Genomic DNA, 6,358 nt, shown 5'->3' on the forward strand with positions numbered 1-6,358 from the left:
ATGGAAAGGCGCGTGGCAAATTCAATCGATGACGGGAAATGCGGCTATCGAGCGTCCGGCGGCTACCGTGATTACACTGTCCGCGAGGGTGCGCTACGAAGGTCTGGACCGAAACGCCATTAAGATCATTACCCGGTGGCGCGTCAGGCGGCTAATTCGCTGATAGTCGGTTTTCGCCCGCCGCAAGCCTGATGATCTTATCCAGCCCCTACTCATGTTTGGCAATCTCTTCTCGGGTGCGCTACGTCGTTCGTTCGGCGTCTCGCTGAGAAGCGGCTTCGTGCCGCCCCGCAAAGCGCCCCTTCTTCTCTCGTTGATACAACGGCTCCGCTAATCGAATCGATTCAATTACCGGATATGTAACAAGATGAAAGTTTGTTGACCGGAACTTTCTCACAAGGTTTTTGCTTTGTCTACAGAAAGCCGTTGGAAGGTGTGCGTTTGACTATATTTAACATTTTCGGTCGAGAAGGCAGCGCTTCTACCGGTTACAGCAATCCTAAAGGCGCGCCACAAACGAGATAAATGTCGCGGCGAGGTTGATGACGTCTATGCTCATTGACGCTGACGCGGTTGTTGATTGACGCTGAAAGTAGGGCGCTGCCTGCGCGTCATTCAGGCCTGCCCCCTATACCTTTCAGACCGAGAGCAGTTCCTCAACCGTTTCAACACGGTCATCCTAACCTCGATCCGCCGTGGCCGCGTTTCATCGCGGCGCGGCAGCTCCAATTGAAGAACGCCGTAGGGACGCGTTTATCTTCGACATTTCAAAGTCGTCTCTGACGGTGACGTAGACCGTATTAATTCTGTCACCGTTGCGACAATAAATATGTCACTCTCCGGTCGTACGGCGCGTCATCGCCTGAAAAGCTTGGCCGCATACGGAATCGATGGGGCGCAATAAAGTTGTCAACTGCAGGCGCAGATGTGATGAAGCGACTGCCCGGTACGCGCCACGCCACACCGAAGGTAATTGGCTCGTCTCATGACCCACCGTCCCGGCCGCGGGGTTTCCGAGCTCGGCCAAGAGTCGCCGCTCGAGGCGTCTATCCACTGGCATTCCTGCGGTCTCGTCCGTGCCTTCGCAATGGCCGGTTTGCGGCGAGCAAAATGACAGCGGTGTTGCCTCAAGGCGCCTAGGAACGGCCGCTCGAGGCATCCAGCAAAATTGCCAACAAAGTCAGGCTGCGAAACGCTGCTTCGCCGCTGTATCTGGTCGGAACTGCGTGCCGTTCAGGCCGCCACCTATTTAGTGGGGCTCGAGGTTCGGAGTGGGAAAATCAGCATCGCGGCGGCCAAGCCAAGCGATCCACCCAGGAGCGTCTCCCAAGCTCGGGCCGCAAGCAGGGAAATTGAGTGAACCCCACTTGCTGCAAGCGTGACGATTAGCGTGAAGGCGAACGCTCCGCAGGCGATGTCGTAGCGTTCCGGTAACGCCATCGCATAGATCACCATCGCGAGCGCGGCTGCAGCCCAAATTAGCAATGGCGCGTGCTCAGCAATCGGCAGGCAGGCAAGGCCTATTGGAACACCAACCAGCGTACCGAGAATCCGGCGACGCACACGCTGTATCGTGCCGGTTGCTGAACCGGCGACAACGTACGTACACGCGGTAATCGCCCAGGCAGACTCCTGGAGATGAATCGGGCCGCTCAGAAGGCAGATAAGCAACGCGCCGATGGTCGCCTGCAGTCCCATGATGAACTCCGGCGAGCATCTCCCGGGCAACGGTTCCGGTCCGGCGGCGAGCATCACAGCGTTGGCAGGCCGCTCTGCGGGACCGCTCAGCATGCGCGGTACGACTGACGCCAAAACCGCAACCAACGCGGCGATCCCAATGGCCGACAGATCGTCCGTCGCTAAACGGGCGCCGTATGCGAGTAATTGTCCTATATAAATTTGCGATCCAATGCCCGCGCCCAGGACACCAAATCGTTTGAGATATCCAACAAGAAACGCGCCTGTCACGAGAACCAGTTCCGGCCCTGTCCGACCTATAAGTTGCAGCGGCTTGGATAACACAACGAACAGAACTGCACCGAGCGCGGCAGCAAAGCTCAGCAGCATGAGGTCACGACTGGATTCAGTTCGCGTCGTTTTGCTCTCGGAGACACTCGCCCAGAGCGCGAAGCTGCCCGCGAGATAGCTTAGCGACACGCTGCTGGGAACACTCTTGGCGATGTCCTGCAACGTTCCAAGCGCAGCCGCAATTCCGTACGCCGTCACGAGCCGCAGCCCTTTGATCCGACGATGCGTACCCGGATCGACCTTGTCCAGCCAATGGCCAAGTGCGGCGACGGGTTGCACCATACCCCGGAGAGATTTTCTGGCTTCATCAGGCCAGCTTCGTGGGCGGTCGTTCATAAAAGCGTTAGGGATGGATCTCTTCGGGGGATTTGCGAACAGCGTTCGTCCAACCTATGGATCTTTGCAGCCATATCATGAGAACGCAGTTTACGCTCGCGAACCAGAAAATCCGCGCGAATTCGGAAATCGGTGCGATCGATCTGCTCGACGCGGCAGGCCCGCCTTGGAGCGGAGGTCCGCTTCAGAGAATGGCGACAGGCCGTAACGGGTCGTAAATACGCACCGGCGACCGGCCGTTTCCGGGCATCGAATCCCACTGGCCGCTTTCCGGCGATGAGCTTGAAGAGCGGACAGACGCAACGCGACCCGTTTCGGTCGTCTGGTTTGCTTCAAAGCGGACGTTCAGCGCTGAAAATTCCGGCGTTATCGAGCATCTGAACCAGTCCTTCAGGATAGATAGTCTCGGTGGTGCTGGACAGCTCTTCCCGGCTCCACCATTGATGATCCGCCATCACGTCCTTCTCGTCTGCGGTCCAACTGTCGCGTGAAATAGATTCCGTGTCGGTATCGACGACGAAATACTGCTCGACTGCGAACACGTCCTCGCCGTCCGGCAACTGCAAGAGCAGTTCGCGTCGTCCCACTGGTTGTGATAACCGCGCTTTGCGAATGCCTGTTTCTTCGCGAAGCTCGCGTATCGCCGCGTCTGCAAACGTCTCGCCATGCTCGACACCACCGCCCGGCGTTGCCCAATAGGCCTTCCCAGCGAGCGGGCCAGATTTGTGGGCGAAACGGAACAACAACACGCGTCGCTTTGGAGTGGTTATTGGAAGCCTGGCCGATGGCCGCTTGCGCAACGGATTCGCCGATTTCTCGTAGAGTGACCATACATAGCCGCCAGCTTCTGGCTCGGCGTACTGCCCTACACGGATGAATCCAAGCGACTCGTAATAAGCGCACAACTTTGCGTTGTGGCCGGCGCAGTCGAGTCGAATAAAACGCCGATTCAAGGCGCTAATCTTGTCACCGCACCAATCAAGCATAAAGCTGCCGAGTCCACGTCCGTTGAAGTCTTTCCGGACAGAAAGGCCATGGACATAACCGGCGATCGGTTCTTGAGGACCCCAATGCTTGTCCTCATCCAGAACGAGTGAAAACGTTGCGACTGGAGTGCCTTCCAGCTCAACTACATAAACTTCCTCTTGAGAGACATTGTTTCGTACCCAGTTTTCCGAAAACCCGTGTCCGTCCTTCCCCCACGCATAGTCGCCGTACATGACCTTCCTAGCGTGCGCATCGTTTCGAATCTGTGTAAGTACGGGTACGTCATCTCCCGTTGCCCGGCGGATACTTTTCGAGGCCATCGCTCAAATCTCCGTTAAGGAGTCTTCGAAATGAAAAAACGCGCCGCTAAATGAGTTCGGCGATGCGAACAATGATCAACGCCGCTGGAACGAGCACCGCCTGTGCGCATAGTGTCCCGAGAACGCGTGCGCCCGCGAGAGTGGTAATGGCCCGTCGAAAGCTATTTTCGGAGATCCGACCTTCGATTACATCGTCCGTCATCACTGAAACTTGCGGATCGATGACGACTGCCAATACCACGGTCGCGAAGCCATTGATAACGGATGACAGGTTTGCGCATGTAACTCGCAAGTCAGGCTTCAAGAATCCAGCATATAGTGACGCGAAAACGCCCACCGTCCAGATCGCCATCGCGATTACGTTCAATCCTATAACCCTCCAGGAAACGCCCGCGCCAGTTGCCAGTTGGGTGACGTTGCGCCGGGACGGAAGCCGCGCTCCAAGCCGAATATAGCTGACGCCCCCGCGGCTAAAGATATGGAGTAGCAGACGAGGGATCGAGCGGTTCGCTTGAAAGTGATCGACAGCGCGGCTGAAATAACGCTGGAACGTAGGAATGAGAAACGCGCCCGCAGTGCTTGCCACCGTGGCGGTAAGCAGGAAAAGCCGAAAGTCGCCGAGCAGACCATGCTCCATGTGACGAGCAATATCAAGCTCAACCCGCTTCGCTATGAATGGTCCTTGAAAGGAATTCGCCGTTCGGGAAACCAAGGCGATGATCCCGAATAGAGAAAATGACACGGCGATGCGGCGCGTGCGAACACCAGCAATCCGCACTGCATACGCAAGTGTCGCGATCACATGGATTACGAATGTAAGCCCGCATATGACCAAAAGCTGGGTGTCCATGTTGTCGCCGCGAGGTTGGCAAGAACCGAAGTCTATCGGAGTACCCGCGGCCCGTTTGTGGGCGATCCTAGCTCACTGATCGTGTGACCGGAATTGGCCGGTCCCTGCCTGACGCGGTCGGCTGACTCCGACCCGTTAGGGACAGTGGCCGATCTCCAAAGCAGCCGTTCAGACAGGACGTCTCAGTTTCGCTCGGTCAGCGGTTACGCTGGCCGGATATCAATCGATGGCGATCGCGGTCACCACGGCGCGCCCCGCCCAGTAATCTAGAGAACTGTATTCGGCGCTTCTGTTGAGCGCGCTAGCTTGGCTTCCAGCGTTGCTTTCACATCAGGCCATTCGGTATCAATGATGCTGAACCGCACCGAATTCCGCTTGCGGCCGTCAGGCATGATCCGCTCATGGCGAACGATACCTTCTTGCTTTGCACCGATGCGCAATATCGCCGCCCTCGATTTCTCGTTCAGCTCATCGGTTGTGAACTGCACGCGAACGCATTGCATTACTTCGAACGCATATTTCAACAGAAGGTATTTCGCCTCAGTGTTTGCCGCCGTTCGTTGGACGGACTTGCTCAGCCAGGTGTGGCCGATTTCGAGCTTCCTATTACCCCTGTCGATCTTCCAGAAGCGTGTGCTGCCGACGATGCGGCCGCTGTCACGAGCGATAACCACGAACGGGATCACGTGACCTTCGTGAAGCCCCCGCAATGCTGTAGCGATGTATGGGTCGATAGTCGACGGCCCCGGCACGACGGTCACTTTCAAGTTCCATAACTCGCCGTCTGCCGCAGCGTTGATGAGCCGGGGCGCGTCTTCGAGTTCGAGGACGCGAAGATCAATGGTCTTACCAACGAGAGTCGGCCGAGGTGTGTCGTTCATAACAGTGAGTGAAGTGAATTGACGATCCGCTGCAAGGTGCTGCCTGCTCGACGACGTCAAAAACAAGCTTGCGATGAAGCAGCGGCGATGACTCAGATTGTCGGCGATCTAACGCCTGCCGTCGATCGGCCATTCCTGGCCGGACTGAGCCCAAGACGACTGGATCATGCTGAACCAGGCGATCGGCTCGCTAATTTGGCGACAAGCGATCTGGGCACCGCCCGTCCGGCGTTAATTCCGGGTTCCTTAGCGCTCGTCGATGTTCCGTTCGCGCCATAAGCGAAGCAATTCTTCCTGCTCGCCGGCACTTCCTTCAAAACTAGGAATGCCATCTGGAATCAGAAACCATGGCTGTTTGCTACGGGTGAATATGTGCGCTATCGGAGAAAATTCGCTTTGGTTTTGCAATGTGCCTGGTCTGAGTATCGCCAGATCGGGCTGATCAACGGGCTCGGCCCAAAGCCGCGTGTCACAGCGCGCGCATGCCTTGCTACGCCGCTGCCGCCCATGACCAAAGTCAAAGGTCAACATGATCGGCTCACCTTCCAGGACATGCAAATCGGCTCGACGGACCCACATCACGGGCAGCGCAGCACCGCCTGTTCTTCGCTGACAGGTGGTGCAATGACAAACATAAAAAGTGAGTGGTTCGTGCCGGAGCTCAAACTTGATCTGACCGCAGAGGCAGCTACCGATGTAGGGTGCCGGCATACAAGCCTCCTAAATGCCGCAGATTAAAAACGGTAATTTTGTTAGTTCGGAACGTGCGCGAGCCAGCGAGAATTGTCGACGATCCGCCGACCATTGTCGAACGACCGTATATGGCCTCCTCCTCGTTTGCAAACACGTCGCCTTTTAAGCCTCAGGATCGATCGCTCACGTATATCCGGTCTGTTGCAGCTATGCCTCTATGAGGCAAGGACCCTGATGGGCTATTCGCGCGCTGACTCCCAATC

The 6,358-nt window shown here is 56.8% G+C and carries 6 protein-coding genes; 1 reads left to right on the forward strand and 5 read right to left on the reverse strand.

The genetic code is table 11. The features are described from left to right. Positions 1-1,245: 1,245 nt before the first annotated feature. Positions 1,246-2,364, reverse strand: a complete 1,119-nt coding sequence (locus J2W46_RS28885) for an FUSC family protein (protein WP_374726883.1) — start codon at positions 2,362-2,364, stop codon at positions 1,246-1,248. A gap of 77 nt (positions 2,365-2,441) precedes the next feature. Between J2W46_RS28885 and J2W46_RS28890 the strand changes: the two genes are divergently transcribed. Beyond that, positions 2,442-2,582 carry a hypothetical protein gene (locus J2W46_RS28890; protein ID WP_310358467.1) on the forward strand — a complete coding sequence of 47 codons (141 nt, stop codon included), beginning with the start codon at positions 2,442-2,444 and terminating at the stop codon, positions 2,580-2,582. A 114-nt stretch (positions 2,583-2,696) separates the two neighbouring features. On the opposite strand, the gene J2W46_RS28895 is transcribed toward J2W46_RS28890, so the two are convergent. From J2W46_RS28895 to J2W46_RS28910, 4 genes are all read right to left on the reverse strand, one after another. After that, on the reverse strand, positions 2,697-3,584 hold the full coding sequence (locus J2W46_RS28895) for a bifunctional GNAT family N-acetyltransferase/NUDIX hydrolase (RefSeq protein WP_310358469.1): 888 nt from the start codon (positions 3,582-3,584) through the stop codon (positions 2,697-2,699). Positions 3,585-3,717: 133 nt separating this feature from the next. Next, the gene (locus J2W46_RS28900) at positions 3,718-4,521 is read right to left on the reverse strand and encodes a lipid II flippase Amj family protein (protein ID WP_310358472.1); all 804 of its coding nucleotides are present in this window, start codon (positions 4,519-4,521) and stop codon (positions 3,718-3,720) included. Positions 4,522-4,787: 266 nt separating this feature from the next. Continuing rightward, positions 4,788-5,402, reverse strand: coding sequence for a GNAT family N-acetyltransferase (locus J2W46_RS28905; RefSeq protein WP_310358475.1), 615 nt, complete (start codon positions 5,400-5,402; stop codon positions 4,788-4,790). 246 nt (positions 5,403-5,648) lie between these two features. Beyond that, on the reverse strand, positions 5,649-6,113 hold the full coding sequence (locus J2W46_RS28910; RefSeq protein WP_310358477.1) for a GFA family protein: 465 nt from the start codon (positions 6,111-6,113) through the stop codon (positions 5,649-5,651). Between the last annotated feature and the right edge of the window lie 245 nt (positions 6,114-6,358).

It is taken from the genome of Paraburkholderia strydomiana, assembly GCF_031456815.1.
In the GTDB taxonomy this organism is placed as follows: Bacteria; Pseudomonadota; Gammaproteobacteria; order Burkholderiales; family Burkholderiaceae; genus Paraburkholderia; species Paraburkholderia caledonica.

Coding starts and splice junctions, on each gene's coding strand:
- J2W46_RS28885 (WP_374726883.1), bottom strand. CDS start 2,364: ATGAACGACCGCCCACGAAGCTGGCCTGATGAAGCCAGAAAATCTCTC.
- J2W46_RS28895 (WP_310358469.1), bottom strand. CDS start 3,584: ATGTACGGCGACTATGCGTGGGGGAAGGACGGACACGGGTTTTCGGAA.
- J2W46_RS28905 (WP_310358475.1), bottom strand. CDS start 5,402: ATGAACGACACACCTCGGCCGACTCTCGTTGGTAAGACCATTGATCTT.
- J2W46_RS28910 (WP_310358477.1), bottom strand. CDS start 6,113: ATGCCGGCACCCTACATCGGTAGCTGCCTCTGCGGTCAGATCAAGTTT.
- J2W46_RS28890 (WP_310358467.1), top strand. CDS start 2,442: ATGAGAACGCAGTTTACGCTCGCGAACCAGAAAATCCGCGCGAATTCG.
- J2W46_RS28900 (WP_310358472.1), bottom strand. CDS start 4,521: ATGGACACCCAGCTTTTGGTCATATGCGGGCTTACATTCGTAATCCAT.